This is a genomic window from Kitasatospora sp. MBT66, from assembly GCF_000710405.2.
GTDB lineage: Bacteria > Actinomycetota > Actinomycetes > Streptomycetales > Streptomycetaceae > Kitasatospora > Kitasatospora purpeofusca.
In genome coordinates this window covers 1205223-1226280 of the sequence record NZ_JAIY01000010.1, presented here as the reverse complement: position 1 = coordinate 1226280, position 21058 = coordinate 1205223, and the positions used below count along the sequence as shown (strand labels likewise).

At 72.6% G+C, this 21058-nt stretch carries 21 protein-coding genes and 3 pseudogenes; 12 read left to right on the top strand and 12 right to left on the bottom strand.

From position 1 onward, the window contains the following. Nucleotides 1-147: 147 nt before the first annotated feature. Nucleotides 148-384, bottom strand: a complete 237-nt coding sequence (locus tag BI06_RS30005; RefSeq protein WP_043472723.1) for a hypothetical protein — start codon at nucleotides 382-384, stop codon at nucleotides 148-150. A gap of 136 nt (nucleotides 385-520) precedes the next feature. On the opposite strand from BI06_RS30005, the gene BI06_RS30000 reads away from it, so the two are divergent. The 3 genes from BI06_RS30000 to BI06_RS29990 all read left to right on the top strand — a co-directional run bounded on the left by BI06_RS30000 (nucleotide 521) and on the right by BI06_RS29990 (nucleotide 1838). Continuing rightward, complete coding sequence (locus tag BI06_RS30000; RefSeq protein WP_030398427.1) at nucleotides 521-1351, top strand: helix-turn-helix transcriptional regulator; 831 nt, start codon at nucleotides 521-523, stop codon at nucleotides 1349-1351. Further along, nucleotides 1348-1566 (top strand): DUF397 domain-containing protein, encoded by a 219-nt coding sequence (locus tag BI06_RS29995; RefSeq protein ID WP_043472720.1) that lies wholly within the window; start codon nucleotides 1348-1350, stop codon nucleotides 1564-1566. The genes BI06_RS30000 and BI06_RS29995 overlap by 4 nt, the downstream gene beginning before the upstream one ends. A gap of 77 nt (nucleotides 1567-1643) precedes the next feature. Further along, nucleotides 1644-1838, top strand: coding sequence for a DUF397 domain-containing protein (locus tag BI06_RS29990; protein WP_030398425.1), 195 nt, complete (start codon nucleotides 1644-1646; stop codon nucleotides 1836-1838). Between the two features lie 4 nt (nucleotides 1839-1842). Here the strand turns inward: BI06_RS29990 and BI06_RS29985 are convergent, their stop codons facing one another. Next, nucleotides 1843-2775, bottom strand: coding sequence for an AraC family transcriptional regulator (locus BI06_RS29985; protein ID WP_043472717.1), 933 nt, complete (start codon nucleotides 2773-2775; stop codon nucleotides 1843-1845). A 97-nt stretch (nucleotides 2776-2872) separates the two neighbouring features. Between BI06_RS29985 and BI06_RS29980 the strand changes: the two genes are divergently transcribed. Then, entirely contained in the window at nucleotides 2873-3595 is a 723-nt protein-coding gene (locus tag BI06_RS29980) for an SDR family oxidoreductase (RefSeq protein WP_043472714.1), read from the top strand. Between the two features lie 211 nt (nucleotides 3596-3806). Beyond that, nucleotides 3807-5210, top strand: a complete 1404-nt coding sequence (locus tag BI06_RS29975; protein ID WP_051742122.1) for a condensation domain-containing protein — start codon at nucleotides 3807-3809, stop codon at nucleotides 5208-5210. A gap of 126 nt (nucleotides 5211-5336) precedes the next feature. On the opposite strand, the gene BI06_RS46865 is transcribed toward BI06_RS29975, so the two are convergent. Next, nucleotides 5337-6641 (bottom strand): helix-turn-helix domain-containing protein, encoded by a 1305-nt coding sequence (locus tag BI06_RS46865; protein ID WP_051742120.1) that lies wholly within the window; start codon nucleotides 6639-6641, stop codon nucleotides 5337-5339. 179 nt (nucleotides 6642-6820) lie between these two features. Here BI06_RS46865 and BI06_RS29965 point away from each other — a divergent pair, with 179 nt between their 5' ends. Then, the gene (locus tag BI06_RS29965) at nucleotides 6821-7984 is read left to right on the top strand and encodes a winged helix DNA-binding domain-containing protein (protein ID WP_043473525.1); all 1164 of its coding nucleotides are present in this window, start codon (nucleotides 6821-6823) and stop codon (nucleotides 7982-7984) included. A gap of 24 nt (nucleotides 7985-8008) precedes the next feature. Here BI06_RS29965 and BI06_RS29960 read toward each other — a convergent pair whose 3' ends face one another. Both BI06_RS29960 and BI06_RS29955 read right to left on the bottom strand, forming a co-directional pair. Further along, nucleotides 8009-8668, bottom strand: coding sequence for a hypothetical protein (locus BI06_RS29960; RefSeq protein ID WP_043472711.1), 660 nt, complete (start codon nucleotides 8666-8668; stop codon nucleotides 8009-8011). 478 nt (nucleotides 8669-9146) lie between these two features. Continuing rightward, nucleotides 9147-9512: a hypothetical protein gene (locus BI06_RS29955; protein WP_043472709.1), complete on the bottom strand. Its 366-nt coding sequence runs from the start codon at nucleotides 9510-9512 to the stop codon at nucleotides 9147-9149. Between the two features lie 142 nt (nucleotides 9513-9654). Between BI06_RS29955 and BI06_RS29950 the strand changes: the two genes are divergently transcribed. The 5 genes from BI06_RS29950 to BI06_RS29930 all read left to right on the top strand — a co-directional run bounded on the left by BI06_RS29950 (nucleotide 9655) and on the right by BI06_RS29930 (nucleotide 12995). Further along, the gene (locus tag BI06_RS29950; RefSeq protein ID WP_030398416.1) at nucleotides 9655-10014 is read left to right on the top strand and encodes a hypothetical protein; all 360 of its coding nucleotides are present in this window, start codon (nucleotides 9655-9657) and stop codon (nucleotides 10012-10014) included. Further along, a complete protein-coding gene (locus BI06_RS29945) occupies nucleotides 10011-11051 on the top strand; it encodes a hypothetical protein (RefSeq protein ID WP_063795034.1) in 1041 nt (346 codons plus the stop codon). The genes BI06_RS29950 and BI06_RS29945 overlap by 4 nt, the downstream gene beginning before the upstream one ends. After that, a complete protein-coding gene (locus BI06_RS29940; RefSeq protein WP_030398414.1) occupies nucleotides 11048-11437 on the top strand; it encodes a roadblock/LC7 domain-containing protein in 390 nt (129 codons plus the stop codon). Before BI06_RS29945 ends, BI06_RS29940 begins: the two co-directional genes overlap by 4 nt. A gap of 428 nt (nucleotides 11438-11865) precedes the next feature. Then, the gene (locus tag BI06_RS29935) at nucleotides 11866-12498 is read left to right on the top strand and encodes an RNA polymerase sigma factor (RefSeq protein ID WP_051742118.1); all 633 of its coding nucleotides are present in this window, start codon (nucleotides 11866-11868) and stop codon (nucleotides 12496-12498) included. Continuing rightward, a complete protein-coding gene (locus BI06_RS29930; RefSeq protein WP_043472707.1) occupies nucleotides 12495-12995 on the top strand; it encodes a hypothetical protein in 501 nt (166 codons plus the stop codon). The genes BI06_RS29935 and BI06_RS29930 overlap by 4 nt, the downstream gene beginning before the upstream one ends. Nucleotides 12996-13002: 7 nt before the next feature. On the opposite strand, the gene BI06_RS29925 is transcribed toward BI06_RS29930, so the two are convergent. Continuing rightward, nucleotides 13003-13653 (bottom strand): SDR family NAD(P)-dependent oxidoreductase, encoded by a 651-nt coding sequence (locus BI06_RS29925; RefSeq protein WP_043472704.1) that lies wholly within the window; start codon nucleotides 13651-13653, stop codon nucleotides 13003-13005. A 502-nt stretch (nucleotides 13654-14155) separates the two neighbouring features. On the opposite strand from BI06_RS29925, the pseudogene BI06_RS29920 reads away from it, so the two are divergent. Further along, a pseudogene (locus BI06_RS29920) lies at nucleotides 14156-14779 on the top strand (sugar ABC transporter permease); the annotation flags it as partial. A gap of 67 nt (nucleotides 14780-14846) precedes the next feature. On the opposite strand, the gene BI06_RS29915 reads toward BI06_RS29920, so the two are convergent. The 6 genes and pseudogenes from BI06_RS29915 to BI06_RS53940 all read right to left on the bottom strand — a co-directional run. Beyond that, nucleotides 14847-15272: a PPOX class F420-dependent oxidoreductase gene (locus BI06_RS29915; RefSeq protein WP_043472701.1), complete on the bottom strand. Its 426-nt coding sequence runs from the start codon at nucleotides 15270-15272 to the stop codon at nucleotides 14847-14849. Nucleotides 15273-15397: 125 nt separating this feature from the next. Continuing rightward, on the bottom strand, nucleotides 15398-16042 hold the full coding sequence (locus tag BI06_RS29910; protein WP_030398394.1) for a response regulator transcription factor: 645 nt from the start codon (nucleotides 16040-16042) through the stop codon (nucleotides 15398-15400). Beyond that, on the bottom strand, nucleotides 15994-17298 hold the full coding sequence (locus BI06_RS29905; RefSeq protein ID WP_233290324.1) for a histidine kinase: 1305 nt from the start codon (nucleotides 17296-17298) through the stop codon (nucleotides 15994-15996). Before BI06_RS29905 ends, BI06_RS29910 begins: the two co-directional genes overlap by 49 nt. Nucleotide 17299: 1 nt before the next feature. Next, the gene (locus BI06_RS29900; protein ID WP_082558744.1) at nucleotides 17300-18181 is read right to left on the bottom strand and encodes a CPBP family intramembrane glutamic endopeptidase; all 882 of its coding nucleotides are present in this window, start codon (nucleotides 18179-18181) and stop codon (nucleotides 17300-17302) included. Nucleotides 18182-18305: 124 nt separating this feature from the next. After that, nucleotides 18306-19790 (bottom strand): annotated as a pseudogene (locus BI06_RS53945) (Hsp70 family protein); the annotation flags it as partial. Nucleotides 19791-19847: 57 nt separating this feature from the next. Continuing rightward, nucleotides 19848-20951: pseudogene (locus BI06_RS53940) on the bottom strand (sugar ABC transporter substrate-binding protein); the annotation flags it as partial. Between the last annotated feature and the right edge of the window lie 107 nt (nucleotides 20952-21058).

Genomic DNA, 21058 nt, shown 5'->3' with positions numbered 1-21058 from the left:
CGCTGATGCCGGTGGCGAGGACGAGGCCGAAGATGAGGAGTTGGGGTCCGAGGGGTCCGTCGTGGATGGGCCGGCAGACGAGGGCGGCGGCGCAGGCGCTGAGGGTGGGGACGGTGACGGCGGCGACGACGAGTCGCAGGGGGCGGTTCACGCCACGTCGGAGATGCGGGGCCGGCTGGGGTGCTGGACGCTGAGGAAGCGGGGGCTGGGCAGGGCCTGGATGCGGTTGGGTTTGGTGGTCCACTCGCAGCCGCCGGCCTCGTGGCGGAGGTAGACGAGCCCGGCGAGGGTGTCCATGTAGACCGCTTCGAGGGGCTTGCCGGAGGTGTCGAGGTGCGCGAGGTCACGGACGACCTCGCCGACGGCAGGGGTGTAGACGGGCATGGGGGCTCCACTGGTTGCGCTGGGTCCCCGGTTTCTCACGGGGTGTAGCCATGGTGGACCTGCGCACCCTAGGATCGGAAGGCATCCCCACTTGACAGATTTCTCTGTGGGATTCAGGGATCAAAGAGGTCTGATCATGCGAGAGACAAAGCTCGATCCTTCAACATCTCCCCTTGCAGCCTTCGGCGTTCAACTCCGCAGGTCACGTAAGGCGGCAGGGCTGAACCAGGTGCAGCTCGGTCGCCTCACGAACTTGAGTGACAGTCAGATTTCGAACCTCGAAAGAGGTACGCGCGTTCCCACACTTGACTGGGTGCGCCTGGCCGACGAAGTACTGGAGACTGGTGGGACTCTGGAACTGATGTTCTGGAGTCTCGCCGGACCGGCCCTTCTGGAGGGATTTCCCGAGTACGTGGCGCAAGAGGCGAAGGCCGTAGAGCTGAGGCAGTTCGAACTCGGTGTCATTCCTGGACTGTTCCAGACCAAGGCCTACGCAGAGACGCTGGCTTCTGCGGATGTGAGGCGAGGAGCCATCACCGAGGAGGAAGCCGACGGGAGGGTTGCCTACCTCCTGAGCCGCCAACAGCGGCTCAACGGCAAGGAATCACCACTGGTCCATGCCGTGCTCGACGAGAGTTGCCTTCGTCGCACGGTGGGTGGCGCAGGCGTGATGCGCGAACAGCTCGATCATCTCGCCGAGCTGGCGAACCGCCCCCGGACCATCATTCAGGTGGCACCGTTCTCCATGGGTGAGCGCAGATCCCTCGCATTGCCAGTGGTTCTACTGACCTTGGCCGATCGCAGCATGCTGGGGTACACGGAGTCCCAGGAACGCGGCTATCTCACCAGGGAATCCCACCGGGTCACCCTCTGGGCGAGGGACTACGATCGGCTCCAAGTGGGAGCCAGTTCGGATGTGGCATCCCTCGAAATGATCCGCGCAGCCCGGAAGGATCTCCGACCATGAGCCGCACCCTCCCTCTAGACCCGACCGGCGCCACCTGGGTGAAGTCCAGCTACAGCCAGAACGGCGGCAACTGCATCGAGGTCACCCCCGACTTCCCGGGCCTCGTCCCGGTCCGCGACTCCAAAGACCCGGCTGGCCCCGCTCTCCTCTTCCCCTCCGATGCCTGGCAGTCCTTCGTCGCCGGTGTGCAGGCGGGCGAGTTCGGCACCGTCTGACCTGAACTCACCATCGGCTCCGACCGGATTCCCGGTCGGGGCCGATGTGTTGATGGGTCCGCGCTACCGTCAGTGCCATGAACCATGTGAGCTGGCGCAAGAGTTCCTACAGCGACAACGGTGGCGAATGCGTCGAGGTCGCACCCGACGTCCCCGGTCTCGTCCCTGTTCGTGACTCCAAGGACCCCTCCGGTCCCGTCCTCGCCTTCCCCTCCGAAGCCTGGAACGCGTTCGTCGCCGCCATTCAGGCAGGCGAGTTCGGCACCGTCTGACGCATCACAGGGCCGATACCGCCCGCCGCTCCCGCCGATACGCCCCGGGCGGGGCGCCGAAGTGCCGCTTGAACGCCCTCGCGAACGCGAACTCCGAGGTGTAGCCGGCGTTCTCGGCCACGGCACCCAGCGAATCGCCCGTCTCGCGCAGCATCCGCGCCGCGATCGCCATCCGCCAGGTCGTCAGATAGCTCAGCGGCGGCTCGCCGACCACCGCACTGAACCGCCGGGCGAACGCCGCCCGGGACAGTCCGGCCCGGCCGCCCAGCGACTCGACGGTCCAGGGATGCGCGGGGTCGTCGTGGATCGCCTTCAGCGCGGGCGCGATCAACGGATCGTTCAGCGCGGACGCCCAGCCCTGTGTCTGCTCCCTCGGCAACTCGGCGTACCAGGACCGCAGGATGTACAGCAGCAGCAGGTCGACGAGCGCCGTGACCACCGAGTCCGAACCCGGCTGCGGCCGGTGGATCTCGGCGCACAGCTGGTCGACCGCCGAGCGCAGTGCCGGATGGCGGCCCGGGCCGGCCGGGAGGTGGATGACCTCCGGGAGATCGCCGAGCAGCGGATGCGGCCGGTCGATGTCCAGGTGGTAGGCCCCGCACACCAGCACGCTGCGAGCGCCGCCGTCCCCGACGGTGAAGGACCCGATCGGCGAGGACCTGTCGACGCGGTCGGGCACGAAGGCCACCGGCTCGCTCGCGATCGCGTCGCAGATGGCGTGATCGGTTCCGCGCCGCAGGAACACCACATCACCGGGGCCCAGTTCGATCGGATCGCCGCCGACCGGCAGCAGAACGCATCGTCCCTCGACGACGACGTGGAACCCGGCTCCCGAGATGGGCTGGAAGCGCACACCCCACGGCGCCCGCGCGTCCGTGCGGACGACGGACGGGCGCCCGGTGCGCAGAGCGGCGAGGGTGTCGCTGAGGATGTCCATTCGCCCACCCTAGCGCGCCAGTACTGAGACGATCGGACAGAGAATCGAGACTTCACGTCATTCACTGTCTCGATCAGTGACCCGTAGCGTCCTCGGCATGAACAACACAGCAGACACCCAACGCGTCGTCGTCATCGGCGGTACCTCCGGCGTCGGATTCGCCGTCGCGCAGGCCGCGGCGGCCCAGGGCTCGAACGTGGTCGTCGCCTCCAGCAAGCAGGACCGGGTCGACCTGGCGGTGAAGAAGCTCGGCGGCCAGGCCGAGGGCATCGTGCTGGACGTCGCCGACGAGGCCGCGATCGTCGCCTTCTTCGACCGGATCGGCGAGTTCGACCACCTCGTCTACACGGCGGGCGAGCCCCTGCTGCTGAAGCCGCTCGCCGAACTCACCACCGGGGAGTCCCGGGAGTTCTTCGAGCGCCGGTTCTGGGGCGCCCTGCTCGCCGCCAAGTACGCGACGCCGAAGCTCCGTTCCGGCGGTTCGATCACCCTCACCTCCGGCGCCTTCGCCACCCGGCCCGTCCCCGGGGCCCTGCTCGGCGCGAGCATCACCGCGGCCGTCGAGGGCGTGACGCGGGCCCTGGCCCTGGAACTCGCGCCGCTGCGGGTGAACGCCGTCCGCCTCGGGGCGGTTCGCACCGAGCTCTGGGACAGCACCGTGCCGGATCCGGAGGCCTTCCTCCAGGCGCAGGGCAGCGGCCTCCCCGTGCAGCGGGTCGGCACCCCGGAGGAGGCCGCGGCGGCCTACCTCTACCTCCTGAACAACGGCTACGCGACCGGCACCGTGCTCACCCTCGACGGGGGAGCGGCGCTGTCCTGACGTCCGTGGCTGTCGGACCGGCAGGCCCGGTCCGACGGCCACGGGCCCGGCGTGCGGCGGACAGCGCGCCACCACCGGGGGCCACGTCACCCGATCGGCCGCTGCGCGTATCCGATGGCCAAGAAGCTGCGTTGGTATGGCACCGAGTGGCAGGGCGGTGCTCAACCGCTCCCGACGGCATCTGATCACGACAGCAGCAAAAGAGGGCAGCATGCTCCAGATCTCAGTCGAGGACTCCGAGATCGGCCCAGGTGAGGCCCACCGGTGGCATCTTGTCCCCCTGACCGGTGCGGAGGGACCCGCCCCGCGCCGGATGACCGGCTACAACCAGGCGAAACATTTCACCGTCGCCCAGTACGCGCAGAGCGTCGACGATCCGATCCGGTCGTACGTAGCGGCGAGCTTCGAACTCACCGGCCAGGTGGACCTGGACGCTCTGGCGGCCGCCCTGCTCCACCTGGTGCAGCGGCACGAGGTGCTGCGGGCGATCTACCAGCCGCTGGCGGGGGACCTCGGCTGCGAGGTCCTCACCCCGGACGAGGTGGCCCTCAAGCACGTCTACGGCGGCCCGTTGGAGACCGGCGCGCAGGTGACCCGGCACCTCCAGGAGGCGTTCCAGGAGGTGGACACCCTCTCCTGGCCGCTGATCACGATGGGTGCGGTGGTGCGGCCCGGGTCCACAACCGTCTGGTTCTCCTGCGACCACCTGGTCACCGACGGCCTCTCCAGCGCGATCGCCATCAACGACATCGCGACGGCGTACCGGGACCTCACGTCCGCCGTCGAGGCCGAGCCGCCCGTCGCCCCGGCTGCGGCCCAGCAGCCCGGGAGCTACCTGGAGTTCAGCCGCACCCAGCGCCGGGCCAACCGGGCGATGCGCGCCGACGACGCGCGGCTGGACCACTGGCGGGCGTTCTGCGAACGCAACGGCGGCCTCTTCCCGCGCTTTCCGCTCGACCTCGGGGTCCGGCCCGGGCAGTTGTACGCGCCGGTGGCGAGCACCGAGAGGCTGCTGAGCGCCCAGCAGGTCGAGGAGTTCGGCACCGCCTGCCGGGAGTTGGGCGGGCGGCTGTCGATGGGGCTGCTGGCGAGCGTCGCGCTCGCCCTCCGGGAGTTGGGCGGGCCGGCGGTGTACCGCGGGCTGATGCCGTTCAACGAACGCGGCCGGGGTGACTACGCGGAGTCGATGGGGTGGTTCATCAACACCCTGCCGATCGAGTTCCCCGTCGGGCCGCAGGCCGGCCTCGGTGACGTGCTCGCCGAGGCCCAGGACGCCTACGCGCAGGTGCAGGCCCACGCGGCGGTGCACTTCGTCAAGGCGTGGAAGCTGCTGGCCCCGGCCGAGTACGCGTCACTGCGCTACTGGCCGTACGCGGTGAACTTCTTCTCCTACATCGACTGCCGCAGGCTCCCCGGCGCGGACCGGCACGCCGCCCAACAGGCCCGGATGCATGTGTGGGTGTCCGGCTGCAACGGGATCCTGCACTGGCTGCACCGCACCGACGACGGCCTGTTCGTCAACACCATCCACGCCGACACCCCGGAGGCCGGGAACGTCAACCGGGCGCTGCTGGACGGCTTCGCCGGAGTGCTCACCGAGCCGCTCGCCGGCTAGCCACCCGTCACGCCGGACGAGTCCGCACGGATCAGTCCGGCCCCTGACCCGAGGGCGGAAGCTCTTCGGGACGGTGCCGCTCCCGGCCGCTGACGCGCGGCCGGGCGGCCAGGAGGTGCCGTGCCGTCAGCGGCCCGGGCCGGGCGAGGGTGCGGTGAGGTGCTGCAGGAGGCGTTCGGCGCCGGTCAGCCCGCCGTCGAGGGCGATCTGCTCGATCCACTGCAGGACCTGGGTCCAGCGCTGGGCCGGGTCGGCGAGGTCGCGTGCGGGGTCGGCGAGCAGGTGCGCGCCGTGGCTCGTGCCGGCGCCGCGGATCGCTGTGAGGGCCGCGGTGTCCAGCACACTGCTCAGGGGCCGGGCGGTGACCAGGTGGAGGTTGCGCGGCTGGGTAACGGCGTAGGCGTCGACGCCGGCGAGCTCGGCCAGCGCCGCAACCAGCTCCGGAGAGGTCAGCGCCTCGGCCAGGGCATCGATCAGGTGAGCGGTCTCGAGCAGGGTGACCGGCCGGTGTGCCGGTGCCCGCGGGAGCCCCACGGCCATGGTGCTGGTGCGGACGGTGACATCGACCTGGAGGGTCAGGCGCTGGCCGAAGGTCCCGTAACCGCCCGGGATTTCCAGTGCGGCCTGTGCCTCGACGGGCCGCGGCCGGTGGGCGGGCCAGGTGTCGGGGCAGGCCGACCAGGCCAGACGCACCGAACGTGAGCGGTTGAGCCCGGCCCGGCGGAACCCGGTCGTGACGGTGGTGTTGGACGGGCCGGGCGCCATGGCGGCCATCACGTGCGCCAGCCGGGAGCCGTCGAGCACGTCGGCGAGCGAGGTGACGGCGCGCTCGGACAGCGGCCGCCACTTCGCGGCGGCGACGGGGAGGCTGATCCCGCTGCGCAGCACGAAGTCGACTGCCTCGTCGGTGCCGCCGCCGGGCTGCTGGGGGATCTGCGGGGCCTGCAGATCCCAGACCTCCTCCGACGCGGCGGCCTGCTCGGCGAAGAGCTGGCCCAAGCGGTGCCAGTCGGCGGGGTGGGTGGTGTTCTGGTGGCGGACGTAGGCGACGCCGTCGACCAGCAACGGTCGCGGGTAGGTGCCCGGCACGATCCGCAGGACCAGCACGTACAGGTCGGAGTCGTCGCCGAGCGGGACGGGGATGATCTCCGGTGTCCACGGCGGCTCGATCTTGGCGGCGCAGTGCTCGGCCACCGCTTCGATCGTCTTCTCCTTCACCCCGGTGATCTTGCGCTGGTCGCTGACGCCGACCAGCAGCAGCCCGCCGTAGGTGTTGGCCAGCGCCGCCACCCCTCGCGCGAGGGTCGGCCCGAGCTTCTCCTTGTACTCCACGGTCGGCGCCTCCGGCCCGACCTGCTGCACCAGGGTGCGGACGCGCTCGATCGTGAACGCCGAGGGGGCCGCGTACAGGAGAGGCTGCGTCGAGGTCACACCGGCATCATCCACCGCCGCAGCCCTGTCGCGCCGCTGAACCCGGGGAACCCGGTGAACCCGACTCCGGACCCCCGGGGTTCGACGGCGGCGGGACTGTCGGACCCTGCGGCTAGGCTCCAGCTCCGACATTCGCCGGGGGTGCACCGGGCAGGGCGGACGACGAGAAGGGCATGGACGTGACCATCACCGCGGGGCAGCTCAACCGGGCCACGCTCGAACGGCAGCTGCTGGTGCGGCGGGAGGAGATCGGCGTCGCCGAGGCGGTGCGGCGGGTGGTCGCGCTCCAGGCGCAGCAGACGGCCTCGCCCTACCTCGCGCTGTGGAACCGGGTGGCCGGCTTCGACCCCGCCGAGCTGGACCGGGCCTTCGCGGAGCTGGGGATCGTGCGGTCCACGCTGATGCGGATCACCCTGCACGCCGTGCACGTCGACGACTTCGCGACGTTCCGGGAGGCCGTGCACCCCTCGGTGCGGGGCGCCCGGCTGGGCGACGACCGGTTCACGGCCTCCGGGCTGACCGCCGCCGACGGGGACGCGCTGGTCGCGGACGTGCTGGACTTCGGCGACCGTCCGCGCGCCGCCCCGGAGTTCGAGACCTGGCTCGCCGGGCGGATCGGTGCCGAGGCGGCGGCGCCGGCCTGGTGGGGGCTGCGGCAGGTGGCGCCGTTGCTGCGCGCGCCGGGGGAGGGGCAGTGGTCGTTCGGCCACCGGCTCTCCTACGTCGCCCCGCCGGTCCGGCCGGTGCTCGGCGATCCGGAGGTGTACGCGGCCTCGCTGCGGACGCTGGTGCGGCGGTACCTGGCCGGTTTCGGTCCTGCCTCGGTGGCGGACGTGGCGCAGTTCGCGCTGGTGCAGCGGGGCCGGGCCAAGGAGGCGCTGCGGGTGCTGGCGGCCGAGGGCGGGGTCGAGCGCCTGGAGGGGCCGGGCGGCGCGGAGCTGTACGACCTCCCGGGGGCGACGCTGCCGGACGAGGACCTGCCGGTGCCGGCCCGGCTGATGGCGATGTGGGACAGCGTCCTGCTGGCCTACGCCGACCGGAGCCGGGTCATCCCGCCGGAGTACCGCGCCCTGGTGATCAGGCGCAACGGCGATGTGCTGCCGACCCTGCTCGTGGACGGCCGGGTGGCCGGGGTGTGGCGCACGGTCGAGGGCGGCGTCGAGGCGACGGCGTTCCACCCGCTGCCGGACGCGGCGTGGGAGCAGCTCGCCGCCGAGGCCCGCTCGCTGACGGCGCTGCTCGCCGGGCGCGAACCGCACGTCTACCGCCGGTACGACCACTGGTGGAGCAAACCGGGCGCGCGGACGGACGGCGCGGAGGTCCGGCTGCTGCCCGGAGCCTGAGAAAGTGTTGGGCGGCCTCGCTGCTCAGGCGCGCGTCGCGGCGATGGCGACAAAGGTGACCCAGCCGACGAGGGGGATGCCCAGGGTGACGGCGAGCGGCAACGGCAGCTGCAGCAGCATCGAGCCGACGACGAAGGTGAGGAACCCGATCCCGAGTCCGGAGAGCAGACCGGCGTCACTGTCGCGCGACCGAGCCAGGCCGTGCACCGTCAGCGCCGACCCCACGGCGATCAGGGCCGCCACCTCCAGGGCGGGCAGATGGGGGTCCTGGAGGCTGTCGGCGTGGTGCCCGCGCTCGGAGATCTCGACCGCTCGCGCGTGGAAGACCGTCACCCGTACCTCCGTACCGATCTGCACGTCGTCGTAGAAGTCCTGGTCGACGTTGTACGTCTCCTTGGGTGCTGCTTCGCGCGCCACGGTCAGCCGGTACTCGCCGTCGTTCTTCCGGGCCGTCACCCTGCCGGTCTCGTAACGGTTGCAGTCCGGCCCCGGCTCGGCGGCCGTGTCACAGGCCGGCGCGGTCCGGTAGCCGTGCATCTCCTCGTGGGCGTCGAGGAACAGCCCGAAGCCGAGCGCGGTGACGGCCAGCCCCGCCAGGACGAAAAGCCCCTGGAGCAGGAGGGCACCTGTCGGCAGGGAGGCCCGCGTCCGCCGGCTGCGGCCGGACGCTCCCGGGTCTCTCATCCACGTCTCCATCGCTGCCCCCACGATCGCGCCCCGGGCACCGCCCCGGCCCCCAGTGGGGATGCTGCCAGGGCCGTCGGTCGACGGGGAGCAACTCGGCGGTGTTGTGACGGAGTTGTGGAAGTCCTGCGGTGCGGGCGGGACATGGCGGCGGGACGTGCCGGTCCGGGGAGCCGCGCCGCTCGGTCACTCCACGAAGCCGGTCAATTGCCCGGTGAATTCCGAGCCGACCGCCGCTCGGAGTGGAACGTCGACGGCGCCGACATTCCACTCCGCGGGGCCGACTCGGCCGGCGCGAGAATGACGCCCAGTCACCGAAGGATTACGCCATTCAATGATTGAGGTGTACCTGCGGCTATTCGCGGATCAATTCCTACGGCTGTGGCACTGTGGCCGGTTCATCACGCTTCGCGTTCGTCCGGACCGGAATTCCGGAACGAAGGAACGGCGCCGGACCGGGGGCGGTTCAGGGAGCCGCTCAGACCTGGAGCGAGGTCTCGATGCGCTTGAGGCTGTGCCTGGCGAGCGCCAGGTTGGCACGCGAGCGGTCCAGTGCCAGGTAGAGGAAGAGCGAGCCGTGGCTGCTCGCGAGCGGGCGGATCAGGTGGTACTGGGTGCCCAGGGTGATCAGGATGTCCTCGATGACGTCGTCGATCGACAGCGCGGCCAGCGCCCGCACCTTGGCCCGCACGACCTCGGTGTTGACGGCCGCCGCGACCTCCAGGTCCAGCTCCGGCCCGCCGCCGAGGAAACCGAGTGACATACCGCTCTCGTAGTCGGCCACGGCGACGCCGATCGCGCCCTCGATGGCCATCGCGTCCTTGAGTGCGTCGTCAATGTTCATGCGCTGTTCGTCCTTTGCGTAACTGCGGGGCAGAACTCCCGTGTGCGGGAACAAAGTAGCAAGAAGTCCCCCGCATCGGCCCCGTCGCGGAAATGATGGAATAAAGTACGCTGCCAACAGTTCAGAACACGAAGGGGTACCGGTGCGCGCACTCGAAGCCTCCCTCTCCGATGTGCTCGGCTCCACCGGCGTGGTCGGCGCCGCGCTCGTCGACGCCGCCACCGGCCTCACCTACGGGGCGGGCGGGGACCATCGGCTGCTCGGCCCCGGGGCCGAACTGGCCGAGCTGGCCGCCCTGATCGGCGACCGGCTGTGCGAGGCCGGGGCCGACGGGGAACTGGAGAGCGTCGTCGTCACCAGCACCCGGCACCACGAGGTGGTCCAGGTGCTGCCCCGTCAGGGCGATCCACTGCTGCTGGCCACCGTGCTGGACCGGACGCGGGTCAACCTGGCACTGGCGCTGCGCCAGACCGCCGACGGTGCGCGGGGCTTTGTGTCATGAGCCCCGACACCCCTGACACCCACGGCACCGCCCATGCCCACGACTACGACCAGGCCCAGGCCGGTTCGCGCCCGGCCCGCAATGTGCCCGCGCACCTGCTGGCACTGCGGGACGAGGACTTCACCGGCGCGGTCGTCGTCTCCAGCGCACCCGGTGGCACGATCCACCTGGAGCGCGGCCTGATCACGGCGATCGAGACCCCCGGCGCCCCGACCGCCGAGACCCTGCTGCTGAAGTCGGGGCGCATCGGCCAGCCGGACTGGGCGGCGGCGGAGACGGCCGCCTCCTCCACCGGGGCCGGCGACCTCGGCGCGGCCCTGGTCGCCCAGGGCTCGATCGGCGCCGCCGAACTCGAGACGGTCTGCGCCTCCGCCGTCTTCGACGGCGCCTTCGCCCTGGTGCTGAGCCCGCCGGGGGAGTGGGAGACCGTCGCAGCGGCCCCGCCCGCCGGGCTCGCGCTGCGGCCCGGGATCGAGCCGAAGCGGCTCTTCGAGGAGACCGCCCGCCGGACAGCCCTGCTGACCCGCGCCTGGGGCCCGCCCGGCGAGCTGGCCCGCACCCGGATCCGGCCCGCCGCGGCGCCGGCAGGGGCCGCGGGGCCCAGCGCCGCCCGGATACCCGCCCGCCACCGGGAGATCCTGGCCGCCGCGACCGGCCGCCGCACCGCGCGCGACATCGGCTTCGCGCTGGGGCGGGGCGTGTTCGCGGTGCTGCTCGACCTCGTCCGAATGGACGCCCGGCAGCTGCTCCACCGGGAAACGGCCGACGCCGTCCCGATGGCGCCGAGCGTCGCCCCCCGGACAGCGCCGGGCGCACCGCTTCCGACCGACAACGGGCAGCCCCTGCCGCGCCGCGTCCCCGGCGCACGGACCCCGGGCGGAGCGGCCGGGGGAGTCGTGACCGGAGGAGCCGGGACCGGGGGAGCGACGGCCGCTCCCGGCGGTCCACCGCCCGCCCGGCGCGCCGACGGCACCGGGCCCGCCGCAACGACAGCGCCAACCGACACGACCGTGACGACCGAGAAGAGCACACCATGAGCAGCCAGACGCCGACCGCCGTGCTGGTCGACGAGTTGAAGTCCCTCCGCGAGCGGGTCATGGGCATCTCGGAGAGCGTCGTCTCCACCGCCGACGGCCTGCTGGTGGCCGCCGACACGGCCGCCGTCCACCCCGAGTCGGCCGCCGCTCTGTCGGCTGCCATGCTCGGCCTCGGCCGCCGCACCGCCGCCGAGGTCGGCGTGGGCGGGTTGCGGGAGGTGGTCACCCGCTGCGACGGCGGCTACGTCGTGGTGCTGGCGATCGGCGACCGGGCGCTGCTGATGGTCCTGGGTGACGAGGGCCTCGACATCGCCGGACTGCACCGCGAGTCGCCCGCCACGGTCCGCCGGCTGGGCGAACTGCTCGGGATGGTTCCGGTGGCCTGAGCGGCCACCTCTCCGACTCTGCATCCCGGTTGCGGACGCGAGACGCTCGGCCGGAAGCATCCGGCCGGGCGTTCGCCGACCGCGGTGCTGGTGGGCTCGCGTCTTCAAGCGTCGCGAGTCCGAGCTGAGTCCGAGCGGGGTGCGAGCCGAGCGCGAGCCGAGTGCGAGGAGCGACGGCCGTCATCGGCACTCCGCGAAAGCCGCTCGCGGCGGGAACGGTCGGCGGTGCGCTCCCTGGCGGCCTCGACCGCGGCCGGGTCGTGGTCGTCGCCGATCACCGGGACCCGTCCCGGTGACAACCCCCGCAAGCTCGTGGGCTCTTCGGAGGCCCACGCCCGCTGCGTCCGCCCGCGCTTCCGTGAACCTTTCCACCGGAATCGCCGACTGTCCCGGTGAGACGGACGGGCAGGACGGAGAGGGGAGGCGCGATGGGCGGCGGAGGAGCCGGCGAGGGTGCCGGCGGCGACGGGCGGCGTGACGCGCTGTTGGTGGTGCGCTGCCAGCTCGGCGAACGGGAGGCGTTCGGCGAGCTGGTGGACGTCTGGCACGCACCGCTGTGGCGCTATCTGCGGGGTGTGTCCGGGGGCTCCCCGCACCTGGCCGACGACCTCTCCCAGGAGACCTGGGTCGCCGTGCTGCGCGGGCTGCCCGGACTCCGGCGGCCGGAGCGGTTCGCGCCGTGGCTGTTCACCATCGCCCGGCGTGTGCTCAGCAATCACCTCCGGCGGGAGTACCGGGCGCCGGAGACCTCCGCACGGACACGGGCCGCCGAGACCAGCAGCGAGACCGGCACCGGCACCGCGACCGCAGCGGACACCGAGGCCGCCGTCGAGGCCGACCAGGTGCTCGACGACCTCCTCACCACCATGCAGGTGGAGGCAGGCCTCGGCGACCTCCCGCCGCAGGAGCGGGAGGTGCTGATCCTCTTCCACCTGGAGGACCTGCCGCTGGCCGTGTGCGCCGAAGTCCTCGGCGTCCCGACCGGCACCGTCAAGAGCAGGCTGCACCGGGCCCGCCGCATGCTGCGGAGCGCCCTCGTCGAGAAGGGGTACGGAGCATGAGCGAGCGGAACGCCGCCACCGGACGGGCCGGTGTGCCGGAGGGCCTGGAACGCGCGCTCGTGGCCGAGGTCTCGCTGGCCGCCCGGGTGCGGAACCTGGCCGTGGGCCTGGCGGGCGGCGGCGCAGCGGCCCTGGTCGCGGTGCTGTGGGCCACCGAGCCGCAGTCGCTGCCCCTCCGCACCCGGCTCGCGTTCGCCGGGCTGATCGCCGTCGGCCTGGCCTGGGCGGCCTTCGCAAGCTGGACGCTGACCAGGAAGCGACCGCTGTACGCCCGGGACCGGGTGCTGGCCGGCCGGATCGCACTGGCGGCGGCCGCGGCGACCGCCGGAGCGGGGACGGCACTGGCCGTGCTCCGAGGCACTCCGGTGGAGGCGCTGGTCACGGCCGTGACCGGCCTGGCCCTCGTCGCCGCCGCCTGGATTGCGCTGCGGCGCGCGCGGGCCCGCCACCGCGCACTGCTGCTCCTGCGCGATGCCCTCCGGCAGGAGACCCCGTGATCAGCTGTCAGCCCCCGTGGACCACCTCCTGCTCCCACGCCCCGCGCGGCTGGGTGTGCAGTCGCCAGTAGTGCTCCGCGATGTCGTCCGGGTCGAAGGCGGTGCCGGGGGCGACCGCGCCGGCCACCGTCACACTGGCCGCGTGCACGCCCGCGGCGCCGTAGGTCTGGTCCAGCAGGGTGACGAGGGTGCGCACGCCCGCCTTGCCGAGGGAGAGGCTGACGTACTCCGGCTTGGGCTCGGGCATGCCGCCCGTCACCAGCACGGTGCCCCGGCCGCGCTCCGCCATCCCCGGTGCGACGTGCGCGGCGGCGGTGAGCGCGCCCACCACATTGACCGCCCAGGCGTCCAACTGCTCGCGGGCGGAGGACTCCCCGACGGCGTCCGGCCGGATCAGTGCCGCGTTGTACACCAGTGCGTCGGGCTGCCCCAGCTCCTCCGCCAGCCCGTCGAGCGCGGCCCGCAGCGCCTGCTCGTCCGTGCTGTCGGCGGTGCGCACCGCCGCCTTGCCCCCGGCCTGCCGGACGGCCTCGGCCACCGCCTCGGCCGTCGCCCCGCTCCGTGCGACCAGGCCGACCGGCAGGCCCTCCCGCGCGAACCGCAGCGCCACTGCCTGTCCGATCCCCGGTCCCGCTCCGACGATCACTGCTCCGGCCATGCCGACCTCCCCGTTCGTCCGTTCCCTCGACACCGCCAACGCCCCGGAGCCACAGGCGCATTCCCCAGCCCCGGGAGTTCACTCGTGCGAGTGGTACGAACCGGACCGGGAACCTTTCGGACCACCGACGGCGCAGGTGCGAGCGTTGCCGCGCCCGGGTTTCCACTGCTGTCCGCCGGCTGCCCACGGCTGTTCACCGCTGTCCGCAGATGTCCGGACCTGTCCGCCCCGGGGGTCGTCGAACGATTCGTCCGCGCCCCCGGAACAGGCAAGGTACGAACCATCCTTGGCACCGAAACCCGCAGGTCGCGCCGCTCGGGCTTCGGGTTATAGTGCCCACGTCAAATGCCCGGGGGAGGGCCGGCCGAGGGCTGCCGTCCCCACGGCGGACCCTGAGCGGACCGGGCTGGACCAGCCCCGGACCAGCCCCGGGACCGTCCCGAGACAGGAACCGACGACGTTGCCCCGAGAGCGAGTTGCCGGCACGGCCGCGACCCGGAGCCTCGGCGCCTCGGTGCTGGACGCCCGGCGGCGCCAGGCCGCCGGGGTTCCGTCCCGTCCCGTGCTGGACATCGCGCTGCGCACCGCGGCGATCGCGGTGGTCGCCTTCCTGGCCGCCTACACGCTCAACCAGTACAAGGGCCTGCCGCTGGCCCTGCTGATCTTCCTGGTCTTCATCGTGGTGCTGGACTTCGTACTGCGGCGCACCACCTACGGCCGGCAGGTGTTCGCCCTCGGCGGCAACATCGAGGGCGCCCGGCGGGCCGGTATCAACGTGTCGTGGATCCGGATCAGCGTGTTCACCATCTGCTCCACCATGGCGGCCGTCGGCGGCCTGTTCCTGGCCGCGCAGATCCAGTCGGCGAGCCAGACCTCCGGCGGCGGCAACCTGCTGATGAACGCCATCGCGGCCGGCGTCATCGGCGGCACCAGCCTGTTCGGCGGACGCGGCTCGACCTGGTCGGCGCTGCTCGGTGCGCTGGTGATCGGCTCGATCCAGTCCGGGATGAACATCCAGGGGCTGAGCAACGCCATCCAGTTCATGATCACCGGTGCGGTGCTGCTCGCGGCGGTGGTCGTCGACTCCCTGGCCCGCCGCACCCAGCGGGCGGCCGGCCGCGCCTGAGGGGCGGGCTCCCCGGCCGGCCGTCACGTGACGGGGCCCGCCCGCCACGTGACGGGGCCGGTCCGGGTCAGCCCAGTCGCTCGCCGTAGACGTGGTCGACGGCGAGCACCATCAGGACCCTGCGGTCGGCGACCATCACGGACCGGTACTCGTCCCAGTCCGGGTGCTCGCCGGCCGCCCGGCGGTAGTAGTCGACCAGGGCCTCCACCTCGGGGCCCTTCGGGTCGTCGCCCGGCCCGATCAGGGTGACGGTGCCCTCGGCGGTGGCCCAGGCCCGGCCGTCGGCCCGGGTCACCTCCAGGGCGGCGCGCGGGTCGCGGCGCAGATTGGCCGTCTTGGCGCGACCCTCGGTCACCGAGACGTACAGCCGCTCGGCGGCGCGGTCGTAGAACGGCATGACCGGCGACAGCTGGGGCCGCCCGTCGGACTTGATCGTGGCCAGCACACCGAGGCGGGCGGCTTCGAGCAGGGCGCGGGGATCGAAGGTCGTCATGGGGCCATCATCGACCTTCACACCGGTGTGAAGGTCAAGTGACGCACACGGATCGGCGTTTCACGCGCGGATCGGCGTTCCGGCTGGACCGTGCGCGGATCGGCGTTCCACGTGGGCCGCGCGGATCAGCGCTCCAGGTGGGCCAGGACGGCGAGGACCCGGCGGTTGTCGTCGGCCGAGGACTCGATCCGCAGCTTGGCGAAGATGCTCGCGGTGTGCTTGGCCACGGCGCTCTCGCTGATGTGCAGGGCACGCGTGATCGCCGCGTTGGAGCGGCCCTCCGCCATCAGCCGCAGCACCTCGTGCTCACGCGGCGTCAGCTCGGCGGTGCTGCCGCGGGCGTCGCCGCGCGCCAGCAGCTTCGCGATCACCTGCGGGTCCATCACCGTGCCGCCGCCCGCGACCGTCCGCACCGCGTCCACGAACTGCTCGGTGCGGGTGACCCGGTCCTTCAGCAGATAGCCGATCGCGCCCCGACCGTCGGCCAGCAGCTCCCGCGCGTACAGCCGGTCCACGTACTGGGAGAGGACCAGCACCGGCAGGGCCGGGCGGGCGCGGCGCGCCTCCAGCGCGGCCCGCAGCCCCTCGTCGGTGAAGGACGGCGGCAGCCGGACGTCCACCACCGCGACGTCCGGCTCCTGCTCGTGCAGCGCGCGCCGCAGGTCCGGACCGTTGTCCACGGCCGCGACCACCTCGAAGCCGTGCTCCCGCAGCGTCCGGATCAGCCCGTCCCGGAGCAGGAAGAGGTCTTCGGCGAGGACGACGCGCACGGTATCTCCAGGGTCACGGTGGTCGGGCCGCCCGGCGGGCTGTGCAGGACGAGGGTTCCGTCGACGGTACTCAGCCGGCGCGCCACCCCGCGCAGCCCGCTGCCCCCGCCGGGGTCCGCACCGCCGCGGCCGTCGTCCGCGACGGTGGCGGTCAGGGTCCCGCCCGCGTGCGCCAGCCGGATCGTCACCTCCCGGCCGCCACCGTGCTTGGCCGCGTTGGCGAGCAGCTCGGCGACCGCGAAGTAGGCCGCCGCCTCGACCGGCGCCGGGAAGCGCCCCGGCAGTTCGACGGTCACGTGCGTGTCCAGGAAGCAGTCCAGCGCGAGGGAGCGGACGGCGTCGCCGAGGCCCCGGTCGGTGAGGATCGGCGGGTGGATGCCGTTCACCAGGTCCCGGAGGTCCTGGAGGGCCCGCGCCGAACTCGCCCGCACCTCCCGCAGCAGGTCGCGGGCGGCGGCCGGGTCGGAGTCCAGCAGCCGGGTCGCGGCGTCCAGGGTCATGCCGAGGGCGACCAGCCGGGCCTGCGCGCCGTCGTGCAGATCGCGTTCGATCCGCCGCAGTTCGGCCGCCTGCGCGTCCAGCACCTCGGCCCGGGTGTCGGTGAGGTGCTCGACCCGGCGCACCAGTTCGGTGGTGTACGGCGCGGCGAGGACCTTCCGGGTCCACCGGGCGTGCAGCCCGAGCACCGCGGGCGCCAGCCGCAGCCCGGCCGCGACGAACAGCAGGCCGAGCACGGCGGCGGCCAGCATCGAGGGGGTGGAGTCGACGAGCACGAAGGCGTACCAGTTGTCGGGCCCGAGCAGGCGCCACACGAAGGGCTGGACCAGCGTGCCGAACAGTCCGAAGCCGGCCAGTGTCGGCGGGACGGCGACCAGCAGCCCGCCCACCCACGGCTCCAGCCAGGACCAGCGGACGTCCTGCCAGAAGCCCTCGTCGGCGAGGACCGCGCCCGCCCGCTGTCGGCCCTCCCCCTCCGGCAGCGGCTCGGGCGGGCTGATCCGGGTGCCCGTCCAGTCGGTCGCCCAGGAGCGGTAGCGGTCGGACAGCCGGCGCAGGCGCCTGGCCGCGCCGGGCAGCAGCGAGCGGCCGAGGCCGACCGGGAGCAGCAGCATGACGCCCACCACGAGGGCGCCGAGCGCGGTCACGGCGAAGGCGTAGAGGGAGAGCAACTGGCAGCGGAGCAACGCCCGCACCGTGCCGTCCGGCCACCCGCCCGCCTGCCCCCGCACCGCTGTGCCCGCCCGTCGTTCCGTCACCTCAGCGCGCCCCGTGCGGCGCCGCCGGGATCCTACCGGGCGCGGCCGACGGCTCCCGAGCGTCCTCCGGCCGGGCGTTGTGCCGGGCCCGCAGCACCCACGGCACGGCCGCCAGCAGGCAGGCGCCGCCGAAGAGCACCATCGGCAGCACCGTGCCGTCCTCCTCGTCCATCGTCAGCAGCATCCCGAGGTTGACCAGGGTGTGGAAGCCGCCCGCGAGCAGCAGCCGGTGGGCCCGCACGCCCTCCAGGCCGAGCCCGAGCACCACCGACATCGCGACCGTGGCCAGCAGGAACCCGGCCGCGTACCCGGGCCGCTGCGCGAACACCTGGACGTGCCAGGCGCCCCAGAGCAGCCCCACCGCGACCGGGGCGGCGAGCGGCCCGAACCGGGTGCGCAGCAGCGGCTGCAGGTAGCACCGCCAGCCGATCTCCTCGCCGCAGGCGCCGACCAGCTGGGCGAGCACGATCAGCGCGAAGGGGTGGGCGAGGGAGCGGGGACCGGTCAGCCGCGCGTCGCCGTCGAGCAGCGCGTAGGCGCCGGCGGCGAGGGCGATGATCAGCGGCGCGGTGAGCAGCAGGAGGAGGCCGGCGCGGTTGCGGCCGGGGCCCGCCCAGGCGGTGTCGCGGGCCGCGCGGACGGTGCCGGCGAGCCGGGCGCGGATCCGCTCCGACCACAGCAGGGCGACCGCCAACACGCCTGCGGCGGGCCCGAACTGGGTCAGCTGCACCACCTCGGTCGGGACCCCGGTGGCCGGCTGGACGACGCCGAGCGCGCCCGCGCCGAGGAAGGCGACGGCGAGGAACACCCCCGCCTCGGCCTTCCAGGGCACCCTCCGGTCCTGCCCCGCCGTGCCCGTGTCCCGGTACTTTCCGTTTCTCATGTCGTCCGCCTCCGGTCCGCTCGTTCGCGTGCTTCCGTCGACGACGACTCTTCCGGGGCGCGGGCGGCCGGACATTGCGTCCAACTGCCCGGCGGGGGTGTATCCAGGTATACCCCCGGCCCCGTCAGGACTGCTTCTGCTGCTGCCGGGGCGGTTCCTCCTCCTCGACCGGGTCGGGCGGCCGGAACTCCGCGGGGAGATCACCGAACAGCGGCACCGTGGGCGGCTCGGAACCGGTGATGTCGGTGAGCGTCTCGGACCGGCCGGTGCCGAGGTCCTTGGCGGACACCGAGATCCTGCCGTTGGCGTCGATGTCCGCGGTGACCTCGATCTGCGGCAGCCCGAGCGGTGCGGGCGGCAGTCCGGAGAGCCGGAAGCTCGCGAGCAGGCTGTTCCGGGCCGCGAGCTCGTGGCCGCCCTGGTACACGTTGATGTTCGTCCCCGGCTGGTCGACCGAGGAACTGGTGAAGATCTCGCTCCTCTTCGTCGGGAGGCTCGTGCTCGCCGGCACCAGGACTCTCATCAGCCCGTCCTCGGTCTCGATGCCGATCGCCCGGGGAGCGATGTCCACCCCGAGCACGTCGCGCGCCGCTTTGGTCATCATGCCCGCGTGCAGCATCGCTCCGGTCGCCAGTTGGGTGTCGGCCGTGATAGCGGCGTTGACGTCCTGCCGTCCGACGGCCCGGCGCGCCAACTCGCCCACCCCAGGGATTCGGGCGCCGGCGCCGACCAGCAGGACGTGCTCGATGTCCTCCCGCCACGACTCCGCCAACGCCCGATCGACCGTTGTCGCGCAGGCGGTGAGCAGGTCGGCGGTGATCCGGTCGAACCGCTCGCGGGTGACCGGGGTTTCGAGGGCGGCCGGGCCCGCTGGCGTGTCCGCGAGGTAGGGCAGGTGGACGGTCGTCTCCCCGACCGACCCGAGTTCCGCCATCGCCGCTCCCGCTGCCTCCTGCACCCGTCGGCGGACGTCCGGATCCCTGTCGAGACGCACTCCGTGCCGGTGCTCGAACTCCGTCAGCAGATCGTCGGCGAGACGGGCCACCCAGCGGTCACTGCCGATCCCCTCCCCGAGTGCGATCGCGTTCACGAACGTCATGCCGTAGCCGACCTCGACCACAGCGACCTCCAAGGATGTCGCCTCCAGCCCCACCACGAGCAGGGTCGACTCCCGGTCGCCCACCTGCCGGTCGAAGGCCATCCCGGCGGCGAGCGAGGTGGAGATGAATCGCAGCGGCTCGATGCCCACGGCCCTGCAGGCTCGACGGATCCGGCGCCGCTCCGCCTCGCTGGTGGCGGCCGGGACGACGAATGTGGCCCGGGCGACCCGCTCACCGAGCCGGTCCTCGGTGTCCCGCTTCAGCTTGGCGAGCAACGCGGTGCAGACGCGGTCGGCGATGACCGGGTCCACATCTGCTCCGGCCAGCCGGTAGGTGCCCTCCGGGTTGAGCAGTTCCTGCCGCAGGGCCGGTTCGCCGACCAGCACCCGGTCACCGGCCGTACCGGTCAGGGCGACCACGGACGGGGTCCGCTCCGCGCCCTCGCCGTTGGGGACGATCTCGATCCGGGCGCCCTCCTGTACCGCCACCGAGCAGAAGGTGGGTCCCAGGGCGATCCCCACCGTCCGGAAGCCGGTCAACGGGGGCTGCTCCGGCGGCGGGGGGACGGCGGCCACGTAGTCCGGGGTGCAGATCTGGTCCACGGTGTAGAGGCCGTCGGCCACCACGGTGGTCTTGATGTTGTCCTTGGTCAGGACGACCGGGGTGATCAGGTTGGCCGGGACCTGGTTGCCGCTGCCGTTGGTGACCGTGACCGGCACCAGCGCGGCGTCCAGCGGCTTGCCCTGGGCGAAGGTCACCGCCATCTGCGCCGCGATGTCGGTCTCCGGCTTGAACGGCTTGTAGATCGACATCGTCTGGGTGCCCGCCAGGATCCGCTGCACGCCGTCCAGCTGGGCGTCCTGGCCGGTGAGCGGCACGCTGAGGCCGGCCGCCTTGAGGGCGGTGGCGATGCCGGCGGCCATGCCGTCGTTGGCCGAGTAGACGCCGACCACATTGGGCCCGCCGATCGCGGTGATCGCGGCGGAGGCCTCCTGGTTGGCGTTGTTCGGGTCCCAGTTGGGGGTGTCGTACTCCTTGCCGATCTTCAGCTTGCCGTCGATCGCGCTGTGCGCGCCGGCCTTGAAGTCGGCCGCGTTGGGGTCGGTCGGCGAGCCGTTGATCATGATGATCGACCCGGAGCCGGCCTTGTCGCCGACGGCGGCGACCAGGGCCTCGCCCTGGAGCTGGCCGACCTTCTTGTTGTCGAAGGAGACGTAGGCGTCGACCGGGCCCTGCGCCAGGCGGTCGTAGGCGATCACCTTGACACCCGCGTCGTGCGCCTTCTGGACGGAGGACTGGATCGACTTCGCGTCCACGGCGTCCAGGATCAGCACCTTGTCGCCCTTGGTGAGCGCGGTGTCGACCTGGGTCTGCTGGGTCGTGGCGTTCTCGTTCGCGTTGTAGTAGTCGATCTGCGCCTGCGGTGCCAGCTCCTTGATCTTCTGCTCGATCAGCGGCCGGTCGAACTGCTCGTAGCGGGTGGTCTTGGTCTCGGGCAGCAGCAGCCCGATCCGGACCGCGCCGACCGTGCTCCCGCCGCCGGCGGAACCGCTCGCGGAGCCGGACGAGCCGCCCCCGGAGGATTCCTTGGCGCTGCCGCACGAGGACAGCGCGAGACCGAGGGATACCACTGCGGCGGCCGCGAGCGTGCGGCGAAGCCCGTTGTTCATGAGGATGCCTCTTCCGGTTGGACCCGCCCCGTTCTTCGGTCCCCCGCGTCCGAGTCTGCGAACTGCGGGCCGCCGCCACGATCGGAGCTGGGCCGAACGGGTAAGGC